Annotated in this window: 19 protein-coding genes; 10 read left to right on the forward strand and 9 right to left on the reverse strand. The window is 38.8% G+C overall.

Translation table 11 applies throughout. The features are described from left to right. Positions 1–42 precede the first annotated feature (42 nt). From AC5KOD_RS17365 to AC5KOD_RS17375, 3 genes are read left to right on the forward strand one after another with little or no spacing between them, the layout of a single operon-like run. Positions 43–1,002, forward strand: coding sequence for an ABC transporter substrate-binding protein (locus AC5KOD_RS17365; protein ID WP_496915848.1), 960 nt, complete (start codon positions 43–45; stop codon positions 1,000–1,002). After that, complete coding sequence (locus tag AC5KOD_RS17370) at positions 986–1,756, forward strand: ABC transporter ATP-binding protein (RefSeq protein ID WP_496915849.1); 771 nt, start codon at positions 986–988, stop codon at positions 1,754–1,756. The genes AC5KOD_RS17365 and AC5KOD_RS17370 overlap by 17 nt, the downstream gene beginning before the upstream one ends. Next, positions 1,753–2,511, forward strand: a complete 759-nt coding sequence (locus AC5KOD_RS17375; RefSeq protein ID WP_496915850.1) for an ABC transporter permease — start codon at positions 1,753–1,755, stop codon at positions 2,509–2,511. Before AC5KOD_RS17370 ends, AC5KOD_RS17375 begins: the two co-directional genes overlap by 4 nt. A 73-nt stretch (positions 2,512–2,584) precedes the next feature. Here AC5KOD_RS17375 and AC5KOD_RS17380 read toward each other — a convergent pair whose 3' ends face one another. The 6 genes from AC5KOD_RS17380 to serC form a co-directional block, all read right to left on the reverse strand. After that, positions 2,585–5,257, reverse strand: coding sequence for a YfhO family protein (locus AC5KOD_RS17380; RefSeq protein WP_496915851.1), 2,673 nt, complete (start codon positions 5,255–5,257; stop codon positions 2,585–2,587). A 252-nt stretch (positions 5,258–5,509) separates the two neighbouring features. Beyond that, a complete protein-coding gene (locus AC5KOD_RS17385) occupies positions 5,510–6,754 on the reverse strand; it encodes a glutamate-5-semialdehyde dehydrogenase (RefSeq protein ID WP_496915852.1) in 1,245 nt (414 codons plus the stop codon). Next, the gene (gene proB, locus AC5KOD_RS17390; protein WP_496915853.1) at positions 6,754–7,581 is read right to left on the reverse strand and encodes a glutamate 5-kinase; all 828 of its coding nucleotides are present in this window, start codon (positions 7,579–7,581) and stop codon (positions 6,754–6,756) included. The genes AC5KOD_RS17385 and proB overlap by 1 nt, the downstream gene beginning before the upstream one ends. Positions 7,582–7,698: 117 nt before the next feature. Further along, positions 7,699–8,946 (reverse strand): DUF1015 domain-containing protein, encoded by a 1,248-nt coding sequence (locus AC5KOD_RS17395; RefSeq protein ID WP_496915854.1) that lies wholly within the window; start codon positions 8,944–8,946, stop codon positions 7,699–7,701. Between the two features lie 2 nt (positions 8,947–8,948). Continuing rightward, positions 8,949–10,136 carry a 3-phosphoglycerate dehydrogenase family protein gene (locus AC5KOD_RS17400; RefSeq protein WP_496915855.1) on the reverse strand — a complete coding sequence of 396 codons (1,188 nt, stop codon included), beginning with the start codon at positions 10,134–10,136 and terminating at the stop codon, positions 8,949–8,951. Between the two features lies 1 nt (position 10,137). Continuing rightward, the gene (gene serC, locus AC5KOD_RS17405; RefSeq protein WP_496915856.1) at positions 10,138–11,229 is read right to left on the reverse strand and encodes a 3-phosphoserine/phosphohydroxythreonine transaminase; all 1,092 of its coding nucleotides are present in this window, start codon (positions 11,227–11,229) and stop codon (positions 10,138–10,140) included. 470 nt (positions 11,230–11,699) lie between these two features. Here serC and AC5KOD_RS17410 point away from each other — a divergent pair, with 470 nt between their 5' ends. Then, positions 11,700–13,772 carry a KUP/HAK/KT family potassium transporter gene (locus tag AC5KOD_RS17410; RefSeq protein WP_496915917.1) on the forward strand — a complete coding sequence of 691 codons (2,073 nt, stop codon included), beginning with the start codon at positions 11,700–11,702 and terminating at the stop codon, positions 13,770–13,772. An 85-nt stretch (positions 13,773–13,857) separates the two neighbouring features. Here the strand turns inward: AC5KOD_RS17410 and manA are convergent, their stop codons facing one another. Then, the gene (gene manA, locus AC5KOD_RS17415) at positions 13,858–14,835 is read right to left on the reverse strand and encodes a mannose-6-phosphate isomerase, class I (protein WP_496915857.1); all 978 of its coding nucleotides are present in this window, start codon (positions 14,833–14,835) and stop codon (positions 13,858–13,860) included. 153 nt (positions 14,836–14,988) lie between these two features. Then, positions 14,989–16,005, reverse strand: a complete 1,017-nt coding sequence (locus AC5KOD_RS17420) for a serine hydrolase domain-containing protein (protein ID WP_496915858.1) — start codon at positions 16,003–16,005, stop codon at positions 14,989–14,991. A gap of 334 nt (positions 16,006–16,339) precedes the next feature. On the opposite strand from AC5KOD_RS17420, the gene AC5KOD_RS17425 reads away from it, so the two are divergent. The 6 genes from AC5KOD_RS17425 to AC5KOD_RS17450 all read left to right on the forward strand — a co-directional run bounded on the left by AC5KOD_RS17425 (position 16,340) and on the right by AC5KOD_RS17450 (position 22,325). Next, the gene (locus AC5KOD_RS17425; protein ID WP_496915859.1) at positions 16,340–16,915 is read left to right on the forward strand and encodes a hypothetical protein; all 576 of its coding nucleotides are present in this window, start codon (positions 16,340–16,342) and stop codon (positions 16,913–16,915) included. Positions 16,916–17,074: 159 nt separating this feature from the next. Beyond that, positions 17,075–18,250, forward strand: a complete 1,176-nt coding sequence (locus AC5KOD_RS17430; RefSeq protein ID WP_496915860.1) for an MFS transporter — start codon at positions 17,075–17,077, stop codon at positions 18,248–18,250. 353 nt (positions 18,251–18,603) lie between these two features. Continuing rightward, complete coding sequence (locus AC5KOD_RS17435; RefSeq protein ID WP_496915861.1) at positions 18,604–19,809, forward strand: NAD(P)/FAD-dependent oxidoreductase; 1,206 nt, start codon at positions 18,604–18,606, stop codon at positions 19,807–19,809. 221 nt (positions 19,810–20,030) lie between these two features. Continuing rightward, positions 20,031–20,642 carry an NAD(P)H-dependent oxidoreductase gene (locus AC5KOD_RS17440; protein ID WP_496915862.1) on the forward strand — a complete coding sequence of 204 codons (612 nt, stop codon included), beginning with the start codon at positions 20,031–20,033 and terminating at the stop codon, positions 20,640–20,642. A 621-nt stretch (positions 20,643–21,263) separates the two neighbouring features. Further along, a complete protein-coding gene (locus tag AC5KOD_RS17445; RefSeq protein ID WP_496915918.1) occupies positions 21,264–21,875 on the forward strand; it encodes a sugar O-acetyltransferase in 612 nt (203 codons plus the stop codon). A 66-nt stretch (positions 21,876–21,941) separates the two neighbouring features. After that, positions 21,942–22,325, forward strand: a complete 384-nt coding sequence (locus AC5KOD_RS17450; protein ID WP_496915863.1) for a VOC family protein — start codon at positions 21,942–21,944, stop codon at positions 22,323–22,325. 30 nt (positions 22,326–22,355) lie between these two features. Here AC5KOD_RS17450 and AC5KOD_RS17455 read toward each other — a convergent pair whose 3' ends face one another. Beyond that, entirely contained in the window at positions 22,356–22,793 is a 438-nt protein-coding gene (locus tag AC5KOD_RS17455; RefSeq protein ID WP_496915864.1) for a hypothetical protein, read from the reverse strand. Positions 22,794–22,861: the final 68 nt, after the last annotated feature.

Below are 22,861 nucleotides of genomic sequence, written 5' to 3' on the forward strand. Positions count from 1 at the left end.
GGAATTATTAGCGCGATAAAATTTAGAAAGAGGTTTTGATACGTGAAAAAATGGTTGGGTAGTTTAGTCATTGTTCTGGCGGTTACTTTAGGTTTGACTGGATGTGCACCAGAGGAGAAAAAAGAAAGTTCAACGAAAGAAAGTGGAACTGAGGAGACTGTCTTGCGCTTAGGAGTTATGCCTTCGACGGATAATATTCCTTTTTTGATTGCTGAAAAGGAAGGCTATGCTAAAGAGCATGGTGTCAAGCTTGAGTTAGAGGTATTTAAAAGTGCGAATGATCGCGATGCTGCTTTTCAGGCAGGCAAGTTAGATGGCGTGATTACGGATTTGGTTGCTGTTGCGATTTACCGTCAAGCGGATTTTGATGTTAAGGTAGTGGCAGCACCTTACGATCAATTTGATTTAGTATCGGGTGATGATTCAGTCAAAACAGTTGCCGATTTAAAAGGGAAGAATGTTGTTTTTTCAACGCGAACGGGAACGGCTTATGCGGTGGATAGTATGCTTGAAAAAGCGAATTTAACAATGGCGGACATTGAAGTTAATGAAGTCCCACAAGTCCCAGCACGTCTAGAGTTATTGACTAATAAGAAAGCAGCAGGAGCGATTTTACCTGAACCGTTTGTGACGATGGCTAAAGCTAATCAGATGCACGTGGTTCAATCAACTCGAGATATTGGCATTAATCCATTTGCAATTGCCTTTACAACGGATTGTGTTAATAAGCAAGGGGAAGCAATTCGTGGCATGTTTGACGCGTATAACCAAGCAGCAGATTACTTTAAAAACACAGATAAGTCTGAATATATTGATTTATTCATTGCTGATGTTGGTTTTCCAGAAACGTTAAAAGAGCAAATTGAGGTACCTGATTATGGCAAAATAGAGCAGGTCAAAGTTTCTGATGTTGACTCAGCATTTGCTTGGGCAACTAAAGAAGGTCTATTGAAGCAGGAAATAAAAGCGGAAGAAGTTATTAGTGATGTCTATTTTAAATAAGTCCTTAATATTTAAAGAGGTCAGTGTTGTAGCTGGTGAACAACTTATTCTCAATCGGTTGAACCTCTCATTAGAGCCTGGGACGATCTACACGATTTTGGGACCATCTGGGACAGGGAAATCGACGTTACTTCGAGTGGTTGCTGGGCTGCAGGAAATTAGCCATGGCTCTGTGCAATTAGCAGGAGATACTTACGAGGCGAGTCAACAATTGATAGGATTAGTTCCACAAAATTATGGCTTACTCCCTTGGCAGACAGCATGGCAGGCTGTGACAAGTGCTGTTAAGATTAGTCAAAAAAAAGCCAAGTTATCGGCTGAACAAATAGAAATGATTGATAAGTTGTTTAGTGCAATGGCGATTAGTGAATTGAAAAATGCCTATCCTAATGAGATGAGTGGTGGACAACAGCAACGGGTGTCAATTACCAGAGCTTTTGCTATTAAGGCTGATTTCCTATTGATGGATGAACCGTTCTCGGCCCTCGATGCCTTCACTCGTGAAAGAGCTCAGGAATTATTTCGTGAGACTTGGTTACAACAGCCAAAGACCACGTTATTTATCACACATGACATTGAAGAAGCGGTACTACTCGGTCAAAAAATAATTCTAATGGCAGGTCAACCAGGAGAAATTCTAAAAGTTGTTGATAATCCTTTGGCTCAATCTGAAGGAGCGTTGCTTGATTTAAGAGAGAATCAGCGCTTTTATGAGGAAGTCAGAGGGTTGCGGAAGGAGTTGGCAGGTAAATGAGTCGTTTAAAAAAGCGGATAATCGGTATTATGTTTGCTTTGCTAGTCATTCATCTAGTCTGGTTTTTCGCAAGTCTATGGGTTAATAAATCGATTCTACCGAGTCCAGTAACCGTCTATCAAGCATTCGGTAGCCTATTTGAGCAACAGCTTGGTTGGCATATTATTGTCAGCTTACGACGAATCTTTATTGGAATGAGTTTGGCCCTCATCAGTGGTTCAGCATTGGGGCTACTGATGGGGCGGTCAAAGAACTGGAATAATTTATTAGATCCAATTATTTACTTGACGTATCCGATTCCTAAATTGGCTCTTTTGCCAATGATTATGTTGTTATTTGGTTTAGGAGAACTATCCAAAATCACCTTAATTATTTTGATTGTTTTCCCACAAGTTGTTTTATCAGTCCGTGATGCTGTGCAAGGAATACCGGAGCATCTTTATGATATTTATCAATGTATGCAAGCAAGCTCTTGGCAAAAATTCAAAGAAATTACGTTGCCAGCAAGTTTTTCTGCGGTCCTCAGTACGAGTCGTATTTCCTTAGGGACAGCTATTTCGGTTTTATTTTTTACAGAAAACTACGGCACTAAGTATGGAATGGGTTACTTTATTATGGATGCGTGGACCCGTATGGATTATCCGATGATGTATGGTGCTATATTAATGTTAAGTGGTATTGGATTCGTGTTTTTCTTGTTGATTGATTTATTGAGTGTGACAACAATGAAATGGCAAACAAGAGGTTCTGTTTAATAAAGTCTTTTAGCACATTAGCAATCGAAAAAGAGTAGGTGGGGGACGTTAGTCTTGCCATCTACTCTTTTAATTAATCTATTTTTTTCTTTCTTACACGCTTTTTGGAAGTTTCTTTTAGTGGATACTTTTTTAGAAGATACAGATAACCGCTAAAGAGCGTAATTCCTAAAACTAAGCCAAGCAGTCCCCACGTAAAACCATGAGGCAAGAATGTTAGCTTAATATCATGTGTCCCTTTGGTTAAAGGAATGGTGATAAAGGCTTTTTTTAATGGTTTAATTGCCACTTTTTTACCATCAACATAAGCAGACCAGCCTTTATCATAAGGAATGGTGGTCATCAGGACCTGTTTATCTTTGGTTACATTAACTTCAGCCGTAGCGGTTCTGCCAGTTGCAGTGAATGGTACCTCTCGTTGTTGAATAGCTTCAAAGGCTCGTTCGTAGCTAGGAATATCGAGCAAAATTACTGGTGGCTTCATTAATGTCAGTGAGCTCGTTCCATAAAAAGCAACAGAGAAACTGATGTGAGTACTTTCAGGATAATAACCTAGATTGTAGTATTGACCAGTGATATCTATTTGAGTTTTTCTGCTTTGACCGTTTACTGTAATTTCAGCAGTAGAGCTTTTTAGTTCACCAAAATTCGTCGGAAAAAGGCTCAAATAGGCTTGTTTATTGGCGGGGATATCAATCTCCCAGTTAACAACTTTAGAGCTATTTGATTCGACCTCGGTGAAGGTTATATTGCCATTCTGCTCTGTCATTGTCGTGTTAGTCAAATTTATCAGGTCTGGTGTAGAAAAAGTAAAGAAGTTTTCATTTGTACCAGCGAGCTGATTGATAAGATTGGTCTGAGCTGCTAAGTTATCATTAGCAGGAAATTTTACATCAGAAATTGCTTGATCTGTTAAAATACCAAGTGAGGCTGCGAACTCATTCTGATACATGCCGTAAGTCTTATTTTGATAACTGCGTTCAAATCCAAATTTTTGTGGATCTGTTTTTGCATGATTGTACTTGATACCAAATAACGAATCCATCAGCAAAGTGTTATTTGGGTAACGGATATTTAGTCCCGTTCCTCGTGATCGGAAGCCGAGGTCGTTCATAACGGTTGAGGTATTACGATTGCGGATGGATGAGAACATACTGACACCGCTGAACGCGTAATTGATACTATCGTTAGAAGACACAGGATCTAAAGTTTCCATGCGGTAAAACGCATCGTTGTCTTTCTTTTTCGTCGTGTCAATTGCGTCGCTATAATCTTTGTATGGGTCTTCGTAGAGACTGCGAGAGGCGTAGCGCCAATCCTCTAAGATGCCATTCAACATCGCGTTGGTATTGATGGTAGCTTCGATAGAAACCATAATTAATAATAGAATAGCAAGCTGCTGTGAATTCAGTCTGCTTGTTTTTTTATCTTTATAAGGCTGGTAAAACTGATAAAAAATAATGCCAACTAGATATAGTAATAAAAGTAGCAGAGTTCCTAAGAAATGACGATCTGTTAGGAAATTATAACTGTCCTTTGAGCGAACCATATAGGCCATGATAAAAACACCGATTAGGACGATAGTTGAGCTAGTAAAAACAGCACTATCTTCTTTAGTAAATTGTTCTAAACCATAGCCAGCCAGCATTAGCACTAGGAAGGAGAAGGTAAAGCTATAACGGAATAAAAACATGTTAGGAGCGTGCATGCCATGCCAAAATAGATTGAGTGGTACGAAGTAAAAGCTTGCTGTAATGAGTGCAAAAATTGCCCCGTAAGCCAGTTTGTTCTTTAGTGGTATTTTTTTGCTAACGAAATAGAACAGACAAAAAATCAAGGGTAATAGCCCGACATAGATAAAGGGGATTGACCCGTATTTGGTAGTATCATAGACTCCTACCATATTTTTTATGACAACATCCCAGAGAGCCGTCGCCTCTGTTTTCCATCTAGTTACTTCGCTAAGTGTCTCGCCATTAGAGCTTAGATCCAAAATAGTGGGTAAGATCATCACCATTGAGGCTATTCCTGCTAGAAGAGATGTTATTAAATAGTGAATGATCGCTTTTTTTCCTTTTTGCCAATCAATTACGACTCGTGCCCAAAAGTACATAAAGGATAGAATACCAACCATGAAGCCAAAATAGAAATTAGAGATGAAAAGTAAGAAATAGGATACAAATAAAAGCAGTGGTTTGCGTTTGTCGATAACGCGGTCGATACCTAAGAAAATCAGAGGCAGATAGACAAACGTATCAAGCCACATAATCAGTTCTGAGTGAGCAGTCACGAAAGACATTAAGGAATAGCCAACAGCAAGTGAGACGTGAGACCATGGATTAATTTTAAAGGTATTTTTAGCATAGAACCAAAAGGCAAGGCTTGCTGACCCAATTTTTATCAAGGTTAATAAATAAAGGGCATCTGGCATTTGACTATTTTTAAAGAAAAAGACCAGAGGGGTGAAGATGCCGCCTAAATAATACGAAATTAAGGCATAATAGTTTAAGCCTAAAGAGGTATTCCATGAGTAAAAGAGACTTTGTTTTCCATGAAGAACATTGTTAAAACTCGCATGGAAATTAGAGAATTGAGAAAACGCGTCACTTGCTAGAACACTTCGATCACTTCCCCAATAAATACCTATCATTGCATAACAGATGGCCATTATGAGGAAAGGAATGAAAAAAGCAGCTAAGCCGTAACGTTTTTCCTTTTTTAATAAGGCGGATAATTTTTCTTTCATGTAAGGATCTCCTATAGAATAGTATTTCAATAGTCACTCATTGACGTGACTAGAAGTAATGCTAAAGCTAATTTTAGCATACTCATCTCAGAAAGAAAAAGGTCACGCGAAAAAGACATCAAAACTTCATGAATTGTTTGGTGAGGTGTACCTCCTAAAACATACTGAGACATAAAGTCGGTTGTCACATTAAGATACGTGAAGTAAAAAGAGAGTGAGACGTTTATCCTACTCTCTGTTAGCTATTTTTAGTTAGCTTCTAATTTGTCCCTCACCATAGATAACGTATTTAGTAGAGGTTAGTTCGTTAAGTCCCATTGGTCCTCTGGCATGAAGTTTCTGTGTGCTAATGCCGATTTCAGCGCCAAACCCAAAGACAAAGCCATCAGTGAAACGAGTTGAGGCATTCACATAAACGGCTGCAGCATCGATATTATCCAGAAATTTTTGTGTCTCAAAGTAGTTGTCGCTGATGATCGCTTCCGAGTGTTTAGTATTGTAGGAATTGATGTGTAGAATAGCCTCATCAGTTGAATCGACCACTTTGATCGCAAGGATGAAATCAAGAAATTCCGTTGACCAGTCTGTTTCTGTTGCGACTTTTGCCTGCGGTAAGTAAAGACAGGCTCGTTCGTCAGCCCTTAGCTCAACTTGATAGACCGCCAAAGCTTCTGCGACCAAAGGTAAAAAGGTTGCAGCAATCGCTTCGTGAACCAGAAGGGTTTCAGCTGCATTACAAACAGAAGGTCGCTGGCATTTTGCATTGATAACAATATCTCTAGCCATCTCTAATTGAGCGTGTTGGTCAACATAGATATGACAATTCCCTGTTCCTGTTTCAATAACAGGCACAGTTGCAGTCGCCAAAACAGTTTTAATTAGATTAGCTCCACCACGTGGAATTAACACATCTAAATAATCGTTTAGCTGCATGAGCTCTCGTGCTGTTTCACGAGAGGTATCGCTGACAAATTGAATACAGTTTTCTGAAAGCGGGCTGTCAGAAAGTGTTTTTTGTAGGATGGTTACAAGAATTTGATTGGAAAAAAAAGCTTCTTTTCCTCCTCGTAAAATAACAGCATTTCCTGTTTTAAAGCAAAGTGCGGCAGCGTCTGAGGTAACATTTGGTCGAGACTCATAGATAATCCCAATAACCCCTAAAGGAACACGTCGTTTACCGATTGTTAGATCATCTTCATTTTTCCACATATGATCGACATTTCCAATAGGATCAGCTAACGAGGCAACTTGACGCATACCTTCTGCCATATCACGAATACGATCGGGGGTTAAACGTAGTCGATCAAGCATGGTATCTCCAATGCCATTTTCAGTAGCATTGGTCAAATCCTTTTCATTAGCAGTTAAGATTACATCGATTTCTGCTTCTAATGCCGTCGCCATGTTGATTAGTAAGTCATTTTTTAGCTGTGTGCTTGCTTGAGACAAACTGTATGAGGCCAATTTAGCCTGTTTACCTAGGTCTAAAAGTGTCATTATTTTGCTCCTTTCAATTGTTCCGAGGCACAAAATAATGTGCCAACATTATGACCATTGACAATATCAAAAATAACTTTAGGGTGCTTACCATTAGCTAAAACCATCGTTTGACCATTTAGCAAAATTTGTTCAGCGGCATTTAGTTTACTCAGCATTCCACCAGTGCCAAATTGACTGCCACTGCCATTTCCTTCTGCTCGTTTGCGCAAATCTGAATCAATCTTTGAGACATGCTCGTAAAGAACGGCGGTTGAATCAGTCACAGGATTGGCTGAATAGAAGCCGTCAATATCCGATAACATAATGAGTAGATCGGCTTCTATTAGTTGAGCGACAACGGCCGATAAGAAGTCATTATCTCCAAATTTAGTTAGGTGGTCTAATTCATCAACAGAAACGCTATCATTTTCATTAATAACAGGCACGACTTGCATTCGAATTAACTGTTCAAGGGTGTTAATGACATTTTGGCGACTTTCTGGAAAATCAACAACATCACGTGTTAACAGAACTTGCCCAATTAGCTGACTAAACGTTTGAAATCGGCGAGTGTAGATTGTCATTAGTTCGGATTGACCAATTGCAGCAACCGCCTGTTGTTCAGGAATTGACGAGGGTCGTTGACTCATTTTCAATTGATTTAGCCCAATCCCAATAGCACCAGAAGAAACAAAAATAATCTCTTTGTCTCGATTGATTAGGTCGCTTAAAACAAAAGCTAATTCGTCAATAGCTTGTAAGTTTGGTTTGCCATTAGGGTACATTAAGGTACTTGTCCCAACCTTTACGACAATCCGTTTTGCTTTAGTTAATTTTTCCCTCACTACAACTCTCTCCCTGTCTCTAATGAATAAGAGCAGACAAACGTAAAAAAATACCTTTGTCTTGCTCTTTAAAATGGACTAAATGTGGTTTAAGTGATCCCGTTTGTTAGTCTCTAATTAGTTAGTTGGTGTTTCTAAATCATGTAAAAATAGTCCGCTCAGTAATTTTGGTTCAAACCAAGTTGATTTTGGTGGCATTACTTGATTGGCATCTGCTACTGCTAATAGTTGATCCATTGAAGTTGGGTAGAGAGAAAAAGCTAATGTAAAGGCGCCAGAATCAACTAGGCGTTCTAACTCTTTGATTCCTCTAATTCCACCCACAAAATCAATTCGCTTATCTGTTCTAATATCGTTAATACCAAAGATTGTTTCAAACACATAGCGCTGTAAGAGCGCGGCATCTAGTTTGCCAACGGCATCATCAGGAATTAAGTCAGGCTTAATCGCTAGCTTATACCAGGTATCTTCTAGATACATGCCGAAAGTGCCTTCTTCTTCAGGGGAGTAGGCAGGTTCAGACAATGCTGTGATATCAAATGAGTCAGCTAATTGAGTAATTAAATCAGTTGGCAATGGGACATTCAGTACTCGATTATAGTCCCAGATTGCCAGTTCTTCTTTTGGAAAAATTACCGATAAGAAAAAGTTGAAAGCAGCATCAGTAGGTGCATCAGGAAAAGCCTCTCGGCGCTTGAGCCCAACTTTAACAGCCGATTCAGTTCGATGGTGGCCATCTGCAATGTATAAAGAATCAATTGACTTAAAGCTCGCTTCTAATTGTTTTATCACCTCAGGATCGGTAATTATCCAGACGCGATGAGTCACATCGTAGAAACTGGTGAAATCATAAATCGGCGAGTGGGTTTGTTGCCAATCTTTTATAGTAGATTGAATATCTGGTTGTTGACGATAAGTTAAAAAGATTGGACTAGTGTTGGCATCCGTATAGTCAATGTGATTAATCCGATCGATTTCTTTTTCATGACGAGTATATTCATGCTTTTTTATATGTCCAGTAGCATAATCATCAATCGAAGTTGTTGCGACGATTCCTGTTTGGGCACGCCCTTCCATAGTTAGTTCGTATAGATAAAGTGCCGGTTGTGAATCTTGAATGAACCAGCCTTTTGATAAAAAGTCAGCCAAGTTGCTAGCAGCTTTTTGATAAACCTGTTCATCGTAGGGGGAAAGATCCTTGGCTAAATCGATTTCGGCTTTATCAATGTGCAAATAAGAATAGTGATTATCTGCGGCCAGCTCAGCAGCTTCCTGAGAATTGAGAACATCGTAAGGATGGGTCGCGACTTGATCAACAAGTGTCGCTTTTGGGCGTATAGCTTTAAAAGGGCGAATAACTACCATTGTTACACTCCCTCCTCTAGGTTTTGAATCGTCCGAATCCGAATAACATCATTCAAATCTGTGATGGCTGCTTGTAACGTCTCAATTTTAGTCAGCTCGCTTTCAGATAAATCCAAGAGCGTATAGGCAAATTCGTCACGACTACGGTTGATCAAATTATCAATATTCATTCCCAGCTCAGCAGCTTTACTTGAGATGGCTCCAAGCATGTTTGGCACATTTTTATGGAAAATAGCCAAACGATAGGGTGAATGAAAGGCTAATTCAACTGTCGGGAAATTGACTGAATGTTGAATATTCCCCGTTTCCAAAAATAGTTTTAAATTTTTACTAGCTAATTTAGCACAGTTGATTTCCGCCTCACTTGTTGAAGCACCTAGATGAGGTAGAACAGTAATTTTTTCATTATGAAGTAACGCTTCATCGGCAAAATCAGTGATGTATTCCCCAATTTCATTTGCTTTAATGGCAGTAACAAGTGCTTGATTATCAACTAATTCGCCTCGCGCAAAGTTTAAAAGGGTGGCACTATTTTTCATCATGGCCAATTCTTTTTCTCCAACTAAGTGATGAGTTTTATCGTTCAAAGGAACATGGATCGTAATGAAATCACAGTCGCGAAAAACTTCGTCAAGAGTCAGTGCTCGTCTGACACGACGAGAAATATTCCAAGCCGTATCGACAGAGACGAATGGGTCGTATCCAACAACGTCCATGCCTAGACGATAAGCATCATTGGCAATCATTGCCCCAATTGCGCCTAATCCAATTACCCCCAGTTTTTTCCCTTCTAATTCAAAGCCACTAAACTGTTTCTTTTCTTTTTCGACTTGTTTGTCAATATCAGAACCGGTCAAGGTTTGAACCCAAGCCGCACCCTTTAGTATAGGGCGAACAGACAGTAACAAGCTTGCTAATACTAGTTCTTTAACAGCATTGGCATTGGCACCTGGTGTATTGAAGACGACAATCCCAGCACTGGTACATGCTTCAACAGGAATATTATTAACACCAGCACCAGCTCGAGCAATGGCTTTGACACTTGCCGGAAATTCACTATCATGTAGGTTTTGGCTACGTAGCATAATCCCATCTGGGGTAGCCTCAGTATCAATGGCGTAAGGACCGTTTTTAAAGCGTTTCAGTCCTTCTTCAGCGATATTATTATAAGTTTGAATGTTAAAAGTCATCTTAATTAGTCCCTCCATGTTGTGTTTCAAAGTTTGCCATAAAAGCGATTAAAGCGTGAACGCCTTCGATTGGAAATGCGTTGTATAAGCTCGCTCGCATTCCACCAACGAGTCGATGCCCCTTTAAGTTTTCAAAGCCAGCTGCTTCAGCTTCTTTTACAAACTGCGCGTCTATCTCAGGCTGTCCAGTGACAAAAGGAATATTGTTGAGTGAGCGATCAGCGGTGGCAACGGGTGAACTAAATAAAGCTGATTGTTCTAAATAATCATAAAGTAGCTGAGCTTTTTCTTGATTACGAGTTTCCATTGTAGGGACTCCACCAAGTTCTTTGATCCATTCAAAAACTAGCTTAGCAATATATATTGCATAGGTTGGTGGCGTGTTGTAGAGGGATTTGGCTTTAGCTTGTACAGCATAGTCTAGCATCGAGCTTGCTACCTCTTGTTTGGCTAACAGATCATCGCGAATAATGACGACAGTTAAGCCAGCAGGACCGATATTTTTTTGAGCCCCTGCATAAATTAAACCAAAATCAGATACGTTATAATTAGTCGATAAAATATTAGAAGACATATCTGCTACTAACGGCACATCGCCAGTGTTCGGTAAGTTGTAAATAGTGGTTCCTTCAATCGTATTATTAGTTGTTATATGTAAGTAGGCTAAATCCTGTGGAACATCCAACTGGCTTAGCTCAGGAATAGTCGTATAGTTAGTTTCTTGACTACTAGCGAGTACCTGAACATCAAGGCCTGCAATTTTTTTTGCTTCATTGATTGCTTTTTCTGACCAAGTTCCAGTATTAACATAACCGACTGGCTGATTTTTTGCTAAGTTTAAAGGAACCATTGTAAATTGTAGACTGGCGCCACCTTGCAAAAATAAGACGTGATAATTATCAGGAATTGCCATCAGTTCACGTAGTAGAATGTCAGCCTCTTGAATAATTTCTTCAAATAAGGAGGAGCGGTGGCTTAATTCCATAACCGACATACCACTATCTCGGTAATTAATAAGTTCAGATTGGGCTTTCAGAAGGACTGGTTTAGGTAAAACAGCCGGGCCAGCAGAAAAATTGTAAATCTCTTTCATGTAAACACACCTCTCAGTATTTTCTTCTTATTTTCAGAAAAGAAGTTGCTAATCATTATACCAGAGTTATAAGATTAAAAAAAGATTAAAAAACAAAAAGAATTATTTTTATGTGGAAAAGTTTTTTTTAGTTAAAAGTTAGATTTAAAGGCGTTTTCAACCACTTTTAACTAATGAGATAAACATGAGAAAAAAGACTAAAAAAAAATTATAAGAAATAAAATAAAAGATGATTGACTTTTGCTATAAAAAGCATATAATGAGCTCTATCAGTAATTGATAATCATAGGGGAGTAGCTGACATAACAGTCTTTTATAAAAAGAGGGTTATGTGTTTAGGCCAACAACAAGTACCATTAAAGGTGCTGGTCTAAAATGAAATAGCAAGACCTGTGTATTGGGCTCCCGTCTAATATGCAGGTCCCTTTTTATGGCTAAAAAAATGAGCTCCTTAGGAGGAAAGAGTGAAAATGGAAAAAGCGCGTCAAGGCCACCAGCACATGGATAAGTTTAAAATTGGTGGAGCCTTAGTGGCAATGGGGGTTGTTTACGGAGATATTGGAACAAGCCCACTTTATGTAATGAAAGCTATCATTGAAGGAAATGGGGGCTTAGCCGATGTCTCAGAAAGCTTTATTATCGGTGCCGTTTCTTTGATTGTGTGGACGTTAACACTATTGACAACTGTCAAATACGTCATGATTGCCTTAAGGGCAGATAACCATGGTGAAGGCGGGATTTTTTCACTTTACACCTTAGTCAGAAAAGCAAGTAAGTATTTGATTATCCCAGCAATGATTGGTGGGGCGGCACTACTTGCAGATGGTGTGTTAACACCAGCGGTTACTATTACAACTGCAATTGAAGGGTTGCGAGGGATTCCAACCTTCTTCAATACCTTTGGAAATGATCAAAATGTGATTATCATTATCACCATCGCGATCATCTGTCTGTTGTTTTTGATTCAACGATTCGGGACAGAGCGAGTCGGACGAGCATTTGGTCCTGTCATGCTTGGATGGTTTACCTTTATCGGAGCAGTTGGTTTGTGGAACTTTTTTGACAACCCAAGTGTAATCAAAGCATTAAATCCTTACTATGCGTTTCAATTATTAACAAGTTCTGAAAATAAGGCAGGAATTTTTATTCTCGGTAGTGTCTTTTTAGCAACAACTGGGGCGGAAGCCTTGTATTCTGATATGGGACACGTTGGTCGAATGAATATTTTAGGCAGCTGGCCTTATATTAAAATTTGCCTACTACTTAATTACTTTGGACAAGCGGCTTGGATTATTTCTGTCAAAGACAGTGCCTACTACCAAGACATTGAAATGTTAAACCCATTCTTTAGAATGATGCCTGAGTGGTTATCTGTTATTGGGGTAGTCTTTGCGACAATTGCGGCCGTGATTGCGTCACAAGCTCTAATATCTGGCTCATATACATTAGTATCAGAAGCAGTTAAATTACGTCTTTTGCCACGGTTTAAAATCGTCTACCCAACGAATCAAAAAGGCCAATTATATATTCCCGTAGTCAATACGATTCTATTTGTTACGTGTATTGCAATTGTTCTCTATTTTAGAACATCTGCCCACATGGAGGCAGCTTACGGTTTGGCGATTACTGTAACCATGTTGATGACGACTATTCTATTATTCTTCTATTTATTACAAAAAGGTGTACCAAGAGTGTTAGCTGGTGGTATTTTTATCTTTTTCAGTGTGATAGAGAGTATCTTCTTTATTTCAAGTGCAACCAAATTTTTCCATGGGGGTTATGTGGCAGTTCTTATTGCCTTAATTATTTTAAGTGTCATGGTAATTTGGGAAAAAGGATCACTTATTCAAGAGCGAATGAGTAACCGAGTATCCTTGTATGATTATGTTGATCAAATTGATGAGCTTCGTAAAGACGAGACGGTACAGCTTTATCAAACAAATGTGGTTTTCTTAACTAACAATCTGAAAAAACACAAAATTGGCCGTGAGATTATGTATTCAATTTTGGATAAAAAACCTAAAAAAGCCAAAGTTTATTGGTTTGTCAATGTGTTTGTTACAGATGATCCTTTTACAAAAGAATACCATGTTGATATGATGAACACGGATTATATTGTCAATGTTCAGTTGCGTTTGGGCTTTAGAATGAATCAGGATGTTAACATTTACTTGCGCCATATTGTTCATGATTTAATGGATCAAGGAAAATTACCTCGTCAGCCTCAAAAATACACGATTACACCTGGTCGGGATGTAGGCGACTTCTGTTTTGTTTTAATTCGTGAGGAGCTATCACGAGTGACAGACTTAAGTAATTTAGATCGTTTGATCATGCAAGCTAAATTGGCTATTAAAACTATTACAACCAGTCCAGCTCGTTGGTATGGGTTGGAATATAGTGATGTGATAATCGAGCATGTGCCATTGAGTTTAGCTGGCCGTAAACGAATCAAATGCGAGCCTTTGACTCAAGTACAAGTAGAGGATTTCTCTTCAGAAGAAACTGATATGAATGATGATGAGGATATAACAGCAGTATAGTTAATGAAAATAGAAGAGTAGAGGGAGACTCATTGGTCTCCCCCTACTCTTTTTTTGCGCCAACTATCTGAGAAAGATGGTTAGATTAAGCCTGGCTACCTGGTTCAGAGGCGATGAGCTGCATGTCACCTTCTAAGCGCCATTTTTTCAATTGGTTTGGCAGGATAAAGTGGGTACCCTTAGATAACTCGTAAGTATCAGCAGAATTGACTGTGTTGGGGTTTTCGATAATAAGTTTCCCACTGCCGTCAATCACGCTGACAAGAGTGTATAGCCCCCCTTGAGTAAGTGATAAGCTGCCAGCCACTTGCCATTCATAGACATTGAAGAAAGGCGTGCGGACATACTCGGTTACACTAGAGTTTCCTTGATTACGCTGAATGATATTAAGCTGAGGGTCCACATGAGGAACAGTTGTTACTTCAACAGATTGTTTAACATGTAGCTCACGAGGTTGACCATCGTCACCCTTACGATCATAATCATAGACGCGGTAAGTAGTATCACTACTTTGTTGAGTTTCTAAAATCATAATCCCAGCACCAATTGCATGAATTGTTCCGCTTGGAACATGGAAAAAGTCACCCTTTTTAACCTTGATGCGACGCAATAACTCGTCCCATTGGCTAGCTTCAATCATCTCTTGTAGCTCTTCGCGTGTTTTTGCATGGTGTCCATAGATGATTTCAGCGCCATCATCGGCATCAATGACATACCAGCACTCGGTTTTTCCGAGTTCACCTTCATGCTTCAAGCCGTAAGCATCATCAGGATGTACTTGAACAGATAAATCATCTTCTGCGTCAAGAATTTTAGTTAATAAAGGAAAAACATCTCCTTTAGCGTTACCGAATAATTCTCGATGGTTTTGCCACAGCTCATCCAACTTATGGCCTTTATACGGCCCGTTAACAACATGGCAAGTTCCATGGGGATGAGCGCTAATAGCCCAGCATTCACCAATTTTATCATTGGGTAGCTCATAGCCGAAAACCGTATGTAGCTTGTCGCCTCCCCAAATTTTTTCTTGAAAAACAGGTGCTAAAAATAATGGTTGTTCCAAGTGTATTCCTCCTTATTAAAATCGTGTCTATGATAATCCGTGAGACAGTCATAGTTAATTTGAGCAGGCAATCAAATCCACCCTCATTAGAGCGCTTGAGGCATATTGGTCTTATTGCGAGTTCAATTTCTACACTCAATATTATAGCAGATATTACTGATAAAGTGCTTGTTCATTCAAGTAAACCTCTAGTATGTGGTCTCTTTTCTCTAAATAATGGACTCTTTTATCGGTAGGGTGGACACGGTTAGATAAAAAGATAAACGCTTCTTGCTTTAATTTGTCAAGGAGCATAAACGTTCCAGTATATCCTGTGTGGAAAAGAAGAGGACGAGAATCGTAGGAGTATTTTAAGTCCCAGCCGAGTGACCGCTTGAGTGTGGCTGTTGGTGTCCAATCGGTAAATAAGGAATCGATTGTTTCTTCTTTAAGAAAACGAGCGCGGCTCTGAGTTAGGCCACCGGCTAACATCATCCTAGCAAATATTATGCTGTCGCCTATTGTTGAAAATAAGCCAGCACTGCCACAGTGCTCCCCCAGAACAAAGGCTTTAGGATCATGGACTTGCCCACAAATCAGGCCTCGTTGAGGATGGATTTCAGTTGTTGCACATTTCTCAGGTATTGGAGAAAAGCTACTATTAGTCATGCCTAAAGGAGCTAGAACTTCTTGCTGGAAGAGCGATTGCAGAGGCATCCCGTAAATTTCTTCTAAGAGAAATCCCAGAAGAATTGTTCCAGTGTCAGTATAAGCAACTTTTAGACCAATCTCAGAACCAGATTTTAAGGCTAATAATTCGTTTGTTAAGTCAGCGGCTCCTAAGGTATCGCGGTTGTTAATATATGGATTAATATCTGAGGTATGGGTCAGCAAGTGACGAATTGTAACTGCCGGATCGCTAAAAGAAGGTAAATAGCTCTTTAGTGGATGATCAATTTGGATTCTGTCAGTTTCAATTAGGCGCAAAATTAATGAATTTGTCGCAATCATTTTAGTTAACGAAGCCATATCGAAAAGCGTGTCGGCAGTTAATAAGCGCTTAGGCTCAAGTTGGGCATACCCAAAAGTTGACTGTTCGAGTTGTCCTTCTTTAATAAAAGCGAAGGAGGTACTGGGGTAAACCCCTGCATGTAAGTAATCTAAAATTAGTTGAGTGGTCTTTGGATACATAGGAAGTCCTTTCATTAGTACAGGATGAGTTCGACTAATCGTCACTCATATTGTATCAAAAATCTAAGAGAGGTGTTAGTCAAGCGGTGAAGCTGACGATATTGTAAGTAAAAAGCAGTTGTTGTTACTCGCTTCAACAGGTACAATGAATCTAGTTGATTATTGGGATTAGTTCGTAGAAAAAGTTTAGAAAAAAATCAGACCAAAGAGGGATGCTTATTCTAAGACTTTAAATTAAAATAATGCTATAGAGTAACAGCCACAAGGTTAATAAATTAATTTGGTAGTCTGAACGTTTGACTAAGGGACGTTTTGAAAGGTAAGGGAGAGTAGTATGTACATCTATTTTATTCACTCATCAACGACTTCACTATTATCGCGGTCGATTGGGTTTTATACAAAAAATAAATATAATCACGTGTCAATCAGTTTCGATCAGGAATTATCTGAGGTCTATAGTTTTGGACGCAAACAAATCCATAACCCACTGATCGGCGGTTTTGTGAGAGAAGACATGAGTACAGGGCTCTTTGCTGACGCAAATTGTCAAATTTACCGGATGAGCGTGACTGTTGACGAGTACAATCAGATGAGAGAGCTTTTGGCGGATTTCGAAGAGCGACGTGATGAGCTAAAATATAATTTTTTAGGCTTGATCTTTTTATCATGGGGCTTTGAAATTGAGCGGCCTAATCATTATTTTTGCTCAGAATTTGCGACGACTATTTTGAAAGAAGCGACAGCAATTAACTTACCTAAAAAAGTCAATTTCATGACACCTCAGGATATGACTAGCTTAGTTGAAATGGAGTTCGTATACGAAGGACTGATTTCAAGCTACTTAGAACTGAACGAATTAGCTAAATTTGGTTATCCAGTTAGATGGGAAAAACCGGCAGTTGTTTATTAAATGATAAGTATCTCTTACAGCTATTGAAGCGTGAGGGATACTTTTTTCATAGACAAAAAGACGTTTATCTATTATTCTATAAAGAATGGCCGACTTCTTACTTGCTCACCAGTTAGAAACAAGTCATAAAAAGTAAAGATTACTGTTAGGGGTGTTTGTATGAAAAATAAACAAACGATGAGCATGCTATTAATTGTTATTGCAAATTTATTCGTTGTTTTTTTAGGGATTGGCTTAGTAATACCTGTTATGCCAACCTTTATGCATGAAATGAATTTATCGGGTCAAACAATGGGCTACTTAGTGGCCGCTTTTGCGATTGCACAGCTCGTTTGTTCGCCAATTGCTGGACGTTTGTCTGATTTATTCGGTCGAAAGAAAATGATTGTAATTGGTATGTTAGTTTATGGCGTTTCAGAATTTTTATATGGAATTGGTCAAGAGGTGTCAATTCTCTATGTTTCACGTCTTTTAGGTGGCTTGGGAGCGGCATTAATCATGCCCTCTGTGATGGCTTTCGTAGCTGATGTAACTACAATCGAAGAACGTCCCAAAGCGATGGGGTGGGTTTCTGGTGCGATTAGCGGTGGTTTTATTATTGGTCCTGGAATAGGTGGTTTTTTAGGCGATATTTCAACACGATTGCCTTTCTTTGTAGCTGGTGGTCTAGGATTTATCGGTTTTATCTTCGCCTGGGTCTTTTTAAAAGAGCCAAAGAGAGCGAAAACAACTCAAGTAAAAGTGAAGACCAACATGAAAGATGTGTTACTGACGCCTGTCTTGGCTTTTCCATTTTTAATTATTTTGATTAATGCTTTTGGTTTAGCGGCTTTTGAGTCAATTTACAGTATTTATGTTGATCTGAACTTTGGGTTTTCTGTGAGAGATATTGCGATTGTTATCACGGTTAGTGGCATTCTTGCCCTAATAGCCCAGCTAGTCTTTTTTGATGGTATGGTGAAACGACTTGGTGAGGTTGGATTGATTCGAATTTGTTTACTCTTGAGTGCCATTTTTGTAGCTGGTATTGTTTTTTCAACGGGTTATTGGACGGTTTCAATTTCAACTTTCGTAGTATTTTTGGCCTTTGATTTGATTCGACCAGCTATTACGACGTTTTTATCTAAGAATGCTGGGGAAAATCAGGGAACGGTCAGTGGCATAAATTCTGCTTTAACGAGTGTTGGTAATATAGTAGGACCGATTCTATCAGGAACGCTACTCGATATTGACAGTCACTATCCTTATTTTGTGGTAGTGGCAATCTTAGCATTATCCTTTGGGCTAACTCTTTTTTGGAAACAACATCCACAAGAATTAACAAATGAAGCGTAGTAAGCGCCCGTTGACTGTGTGAGTCAATGGGTTTTTTTTGTCTTATTGTTTATTTAATTGTATAATTACTAAGAATTTGATGAGAAAAACAGCTATATAGAAAAGTATTTCACAAACTAGTGGCGTTTATTACTAGTCACCACTATTTTTTATAAAATCTATGTGTAAGTGTTTAAAACTGTGTTATGATGAGAGTGTAAAGTGAATCAGATGACGAAAAATAAAAAGTGCCAAACAGATTATTGTCGTTATTTTGTGAAATATGTTTTAATAGTAAATGTGTGAATAAAAGACGTTTCAAAAAACCGTCTTTAAATCGAAAGCAGCATTAATATTTGGGAGGAACCGATGAGATGAGTAAAACGAAAATTGTTGTTTTAGGGGCAGGTTATGCAGGATTAAGAACAGTGAAAGGATTACAGAAAAAAAATCTAAATGCTGAGATAATACTGATTAACAAAAATGATTATCATTATGAAGCAACACAATTACATGAAGTTGCAGCTGGTACCCAACCGGCAAAGAAAATCAGCTTTGATGTCAAGGAAGTTATTAATGAAAGCAAAGTATCCTTTATTAAGGATACAGTCAAAATAATTGATAAAGAAAACAAACAAATTAACTTGAAAAAAGGCTCAACGATTAATTATGATTATCTTGTGGTGGCACTTGGCTTTGAATCCGAATCATTTGGTATTAAAGGGGTCGATGAATTTGGCTGGCCGCTAGTGGATATTAAGACGGCTGAAGCGGCAAAAGCGCAGTTGGACAAAAATATCAGCAATTATCAGCAATCATTAGATGAAAAAGATTTGAGCATTGTGGTGTGTGGCGCAGGTTTCACAAGTATCGAGTATCTTGGTGAAATTACAAATCGCTTACCAAAACTAGCGGATCAATATAAATTCCCAATTGATAAAATAAAGATTACGTGTATCGAAGCAATGCCAAGCTTACTGCCAATGTTTTCTAGTAACTTGTCTGATTACGGAGTTGGCGTCTTGAAACAACGAGGCGTTAATTTTATCGTTGGCACGCCGATTAAGGAAATTAAAGCTGATTCAGTTGTTTATGAAGAAGAAGGTGAACTGAAAGAGGTTAAGGCAAGTACGATTATTTGGACAACTGGGGTACGTGGTAGTAGTGTCATTGGTGCTTCTGGCTTTGAGGAGCGTCGTGGCCGAGTAATGGTTGAGGCGAATCTAACTGTTCCTGGACATCCTGAAATTTTCATGATAGGTGATGTTAGTGCAGTGATGGATGAAGCTAATGGTCGTCCTTATCCGACAACAGCTCAGATTGCCCTTGGTCAAGCTGATCAAGTAGTTGAAAATATGGAATTAGCTATTCAAGGGAAAGAATTGAAGCCATTTGTTTTCAACTCTTTAGGTACTGTGGCGTCTCTTGGAAACAACGAAGGAATCGGTCATTCATTTAACAAAGATTGGAAGGGCTGGACAGCTTCTGTTATGAAAAAAGGGATTGTTGATAAGTCATTATTACAAGTAGGCACACCGTCTATCTTAATGAAAAAAGGTCGCTTTGATTTTTGGCACTAAACAATTCAATATACTAATTGTGAGAGGGAGACAATCGTCTTCCTCTTTTTTGTCGCGAATGAGGATGGGATAAGTCATTTTTTATAGTAGGAAATACAGAAGATTTAACTTAATTAAAAAAGATGAGTTAAAATTGTTGTAAAGTAACTTACTAAATGTTAGTATAATAGATGTAAGTTGCTTACATAAAATAAGTATAAAATTAGAGGAGGACATTTATCATGTCATTAAATTTATTAGTCGTATACTACAGTTCAACAGGAAGTAATACTCAATTAGCAAAATGGTCAAAAGAAGCTGGGGAGTCATTTGGTGCAGAAGTTAGATTACGTAAGGTACAAGAATTAGCTCCTGATGTTGCCATTAATTCTAATCCATTATGGCGGAAAAATGTTGATGAAAGCCAAGATATTCCCGTTGCATCTTCAGATGATTTAGAATGGGCAGATGCAATTGTTTTAAGCTCTCCATCTCGCTTTGGTGTGATGGCTAGTCAAATGAAGCAATTCTTAGATTTACAAGGTGGAATGTGGGCTCAAGGGAAGCTAGCTAATAAATTTGTGACAGCTATGTCATCTGCTCAAAACCCAAATGGTGGACAAGAACAAGTGATTCAAGGGATCTACACTGTTATGCAACATTGGGGCACAGTGATTGTACCTGCGGGCTATGTCAATAGCTCAACCTTTGCAGCTGGTGGAAATCTTTATGGCACAAGTGCAACAATTGATGGCGAAGGCAAGATGTTAAATGCTGATAATGTAAAAGCGGCAGCAGCAGATCAAGTAACACGTTTGTTGACTATTACTAAAGCCTACTTAGCAGGAAAATAATAAGTGAAACAAGAAGCTGGGACGTAAAGTCGTTTTGCTCCGAGCACTACGTAAACTTCGATGTCCCTCATTTCTAAGGGCTAAAGCCCAAAGAATGATGGCTTGCAACTTTAGTTGCTTAGAAGTTTAGGACAACGAAGCGTAGCGTAGTAAAACGTAGTGAGCAGACTTTTGGAACGCGTTTATCGTACAATATACGTGAAATGGAAAGGAGGCGCGACAATTATGTCACGCCTCCTTTTATCTCTAAAATTGACGAAAGCCACTCAAATTAATGAGTGGCTTTCTAACTAAAAATAAATATTTATAAGGTTTTTGTTCCGATAAAACTATTTGTTTGTTACAGCGATATTGTTTCTCATTTAAACGACTTAATCCCTACCAACTATTAAATCCTTGCAATCCTTAAATTGCGCCAGTGTGAATAAACTTCCTAAAAATCAATTGCGTAAATACTTATACCTATTTTTAATACTCCTTAAGTATAACACAACCTCAATGTTTTCGCAATTATTGGTTAATTGGTGATCCTTAACTGTCCCCTATGCTACTTAGTCAGATATTAATAGACATGGTATAATAGATAGTGAAACGAACCTATTGCAAATTATTGGAGGTCCTATTTTGAATCAAAAAGAACGTATGCTAGCGGGGTTACCCTACAAAGCTTGGCTAGATGGTTTAAGCGACGAACGCGCCGCTTCTCGTAAAAAAACACATCAATACAACACTCTCATCCCTGGTAACGATGAAGAGATGACCGCTTTAATCAAGTCGATTATTGGTAAAACCGGAGAAGCCATTATGATTGAACCGCCTTTCCGTTGTGACTACGGTTCAAATATCGAGGTTGGGAATAACTTTTTTGCTAATTTCAACTGTGTAATGCTCGATGTCGGCAAGATTACTATCGGTGAGAATGTCATGTTTGCACCAAATGTCTCACTTTATACGGCTGGCCATCCTCTACATCCAGTTTCACGAAATTCTGGTTATGAATACGGGATACCAATCACAATCGGCGACAATGTCTGGATTGGTGGTAATGTGGTGGTTAATCCAGGGGTAACAATCGGAAACAATGTGGTGATTGGCTCAGGAAGTGTCGTCACAAAGGATATTCCTGACAACATGATTGCTGTTGGAAACCCATGCAAAGTAATTAGACAAGTCACTGAAGCTGATCGTGATTTTTATTACCGTGATCGTCTATTTGATGTCACTGATTATTAACTATCGACCCGCAACATCATTCATAGAGGTTAGCAAACTTTCAACAAATTAGAAGGAGGAAATGAAATGAAACTCGAACACAGCGCTATGTATGTTAATGACTTAGAAAAAATGAAAGACTTTTATGTCACTTACTTTGAGGCCATTCCTAATGATAAGTATCATAATCCAACAACTGGATTAGAAACTTATTTTCTACGCTTTCAAGGGGACAGTCGATTAGAATTAATGACTCGGCCTGATAGAATAGAGGCCGAAAAAGCCTTATATCGAACTGGTTTAACCCATCTAGCTTTTGCTACTGGTAGTAAAGAGGCAGTTGACGACCTAACTACTCGCTTAAAAAATGCTGGTTTTCAAGTCATTAGTGGGCCGCGAACAACTGGAGACGGCTATTATGAGAGCTGCGTCTTGGACCCTGAAAATAACCAAATTGAAATTACCGCTTAACCTTTAGTGTCATAATAAAAAGCAGCAAATTCATCTTTCAATCAGATGTTTGCTGCTTTTTTGTACCCCCATACCTGTGGTAACTCTTTTCCCTGATAGCAACATTTCATTGTGAGTAAACGTATAGTATTCTCCACGTTTTTTAATCAGATAATCAAAATCCACCGCTGCCCTGTCCTCGTTATCGCGCTGAAACAGCTGCAAATAAAGCTGGCCGTAACGTTGAGTAAATCGATAATCAAATTCCTTACGCTGATTAATAAGATATTCTCCTTTGCTCGTCAGCTCTATCTCAACCTCTTGATCAGATAAAGGGATTACTTTGCCGTCATTAACTTCGACAGCCGTCGAATACCATTTCCCTTGGAGGTCACGTATAATCGAGCTATTATCATTATAGCGATAAATTAACCAGATCAGCGCTATTCCAATAAGGACTATCCCGATTTTTAAAGCTTTACTTTTCATCAGATCACCTCATGAGATAAGCTTAGCATATCTGTCAGCCCTCGCCAATAAAAAAAAGGAGGGTTAAC

The sequence above is a fragment of the Vagococcus sp. WN80Y genome (assembly GCF_059621045.1).

What these genes read in the sequence shown, in the direction of transcription:
- AC5KOD_RS17370 (WP_496915849.1), top strand. Translation starts at nt 986, where the DNA reads ATGTCTATTTTAAATAAGTCCTTAATATTTAAAGAGGTCAGTGTTGTA.
- AC5KOD_RS17375 (WP_496915850.1), top strand. Translation starts at nt 1,753, where the DNA reads ATGAGTCGTTTAAAAAAGCGGATAATCGGTATTATGTTTGCTTTGCTA.
- AC5KOD_RS17380 (WP_496915851.1), bottom strand. Translation starts at nt 5,257, where the DNA reads ATGAAAGAAAAATTATCCGCCTTATTAAAAAAGGAAAAACGTTACGGC.
- AC5KOD_RS17385 (WP_496915852.1), bottom strand. Translation starts at nt 6,754, where the DNA reads ATGACACTTTTAGACCTAGGTAAACAGGCTAAATTGGCCTCATACAGT.
- AC5KOD_RS17395 (WP_496915854.1), bottom strand. Translation starts at nt 8,946, where the DNA reads ATGGTAGTTATTCGCCCTTTTAAAGCTATACGCCCAAAAGCGACACTT.
- AC5KOD_RS17400 (WP_496915855.1), bottom strand. Translation starts at nt 10,136, where the DNA reads ATGACTTTTAACATTCAAACTTATAATAATATCGCTGAAGAAGGACTG.
- serC (WP_496915856.1), bottom strand. Translation starts at nt 11,229, where the DNA reads ATGAAAGAGATTTACAATTTTTCTGCTGGCCCGGCTGTTTTACCTAAA.
- AC5KOD_RS17410 (WP_496915917.1), top strand. Translation starts at nt 11,700, where the DNA reads ATGGAAAAAGCGCGTCAAGGCCACCAGCACATGGATAAGTTTAAAATT.
- AC5KOD_RS17420 (WP_496915858.1), bottom strand. Translation starts at nt 16,005, where the DNA reads ATGTATCCAAAGACCACTCAACTAATTTTAGATTACTTACATGCAGGG.
- AC5KOD_RS17425 (WP_496915859.1), top strand. Translation starts at nt 16,340, where the DNA reads ATGTACATCTATTTTATTCACTCATCAACGACTTCACTATTATCGCGG.
- AC5KOD_RS17430 (WP_496915860.1), top strand. Translation starts at nt 17,075, where the DNA reads ATGAAAAATAAACAAACGATGAGCATGCTATTAATTGTTATTGCAAAT.
- AC5KOD_RS17435 (WP_496915861.1), top strand. Translation starts at nt 18,604, where the DNA reads ATGAGTAAAACGAAAATTGTTGTTTTAGGGGCAGGTTATGCAGGATTA.
- AC5KOD_RS17440 (WP_496915862.1), top strand. Translation starts at nt 20,031, where the DNA reads ATGTCATTAAATTTATTAGTCGTATACTACAGTTCAACAGGAAGTAAT.
- AC5KOD_RS17450 (WP_496915863.1), top strand. Translation starts at nt 21,942, where the DNA reads ATGAAACTCGAACACAGCGCTATGTATGTTAATGACTTAGAAAAAATG.
- AC5KOD_RS17455 (WP_496915864.1), bottom strand. Translation starts at nt 22,793, where the DNA reads ATGAAAAGTAAAGCTTTAAAAATCGGGATAGTCCTTATTGGAATAGCG.